This window comes from Motilimonas cestriensis (genome assembly GCF_021295315.1).
In the GTDB taxonomy this organism is placed as follows: domain Bacteria; phylum Pseudomonadota; class Gammaproteobacteria; order Enterobacterales; family CBDFNC01; genus Motilimonas; species Motilimonas cestriensis.
Genome location: NZ_JAIMJA010000087.1, coordinates 1 through 534, shown reverse-complemented (window position 1 = coordinate 534; position 534 = coordinate 1). Strand labels below are relative to the sequence as shown.

The window sequence follows — 534 nt, the reverse complement described above, 5'->3', positions numbered from 1 at the left end:
TATATCAGCGTTATTACTATGACCAGGCCGGTCAGCGTTACCAGGAAGACATTTATGGCGAAACGTCATATACCAGCCTGACCCGCTATGACAGATATGGTCAGATAATCGAGAGCAAAGGCCAGGGTATGCACCAAACTTTTGGTTATGACCTGCAGGGTAATCGCGAGCGGGAAGCCTGGCTAGATAGCGATGGCATTGAGCAGGGCGTAAAATCCGCTACGTTTAATGCCCACGGACTGATGGCGTCCCAAACCCTGATTGATGGCGCCAAACTGAGTTTTGACTACAACAGCTTCAACGCGCTTAAGACGAAAACGGGCGAAAGCGGCTATGTTGCGCAGTACAGTTACTACAACAATGGCTTACTGAAATCTGAGTTGGTGGCGGGTGAAACTCAGGAGCAGTTCAGCTATGACATTAACGGCCGTGAAACAGAGCGTAAGATATTGTCGGCCGATGGTAGCCGCCTGCTACATACCCACTCTGAATATGATGAAGCCGGGCGCCTGAAGAAACTGGTTACCAGTGAGG

At 50.2% G+C, this 534-nt stretch carries 1 protein-coding gene; it reads left to right on the top strand.

Annotated features, from left to right (window positions below):
- Window positions 1–128 precede the first annotated feature (128 nt).
- A partial coding sequence (locus K6Y31_RS22120; protein WP_233055186.1) for a hypothetical protein occupies window positions 129–534 on the top strand: 406 nt, incomplete at its 3' end.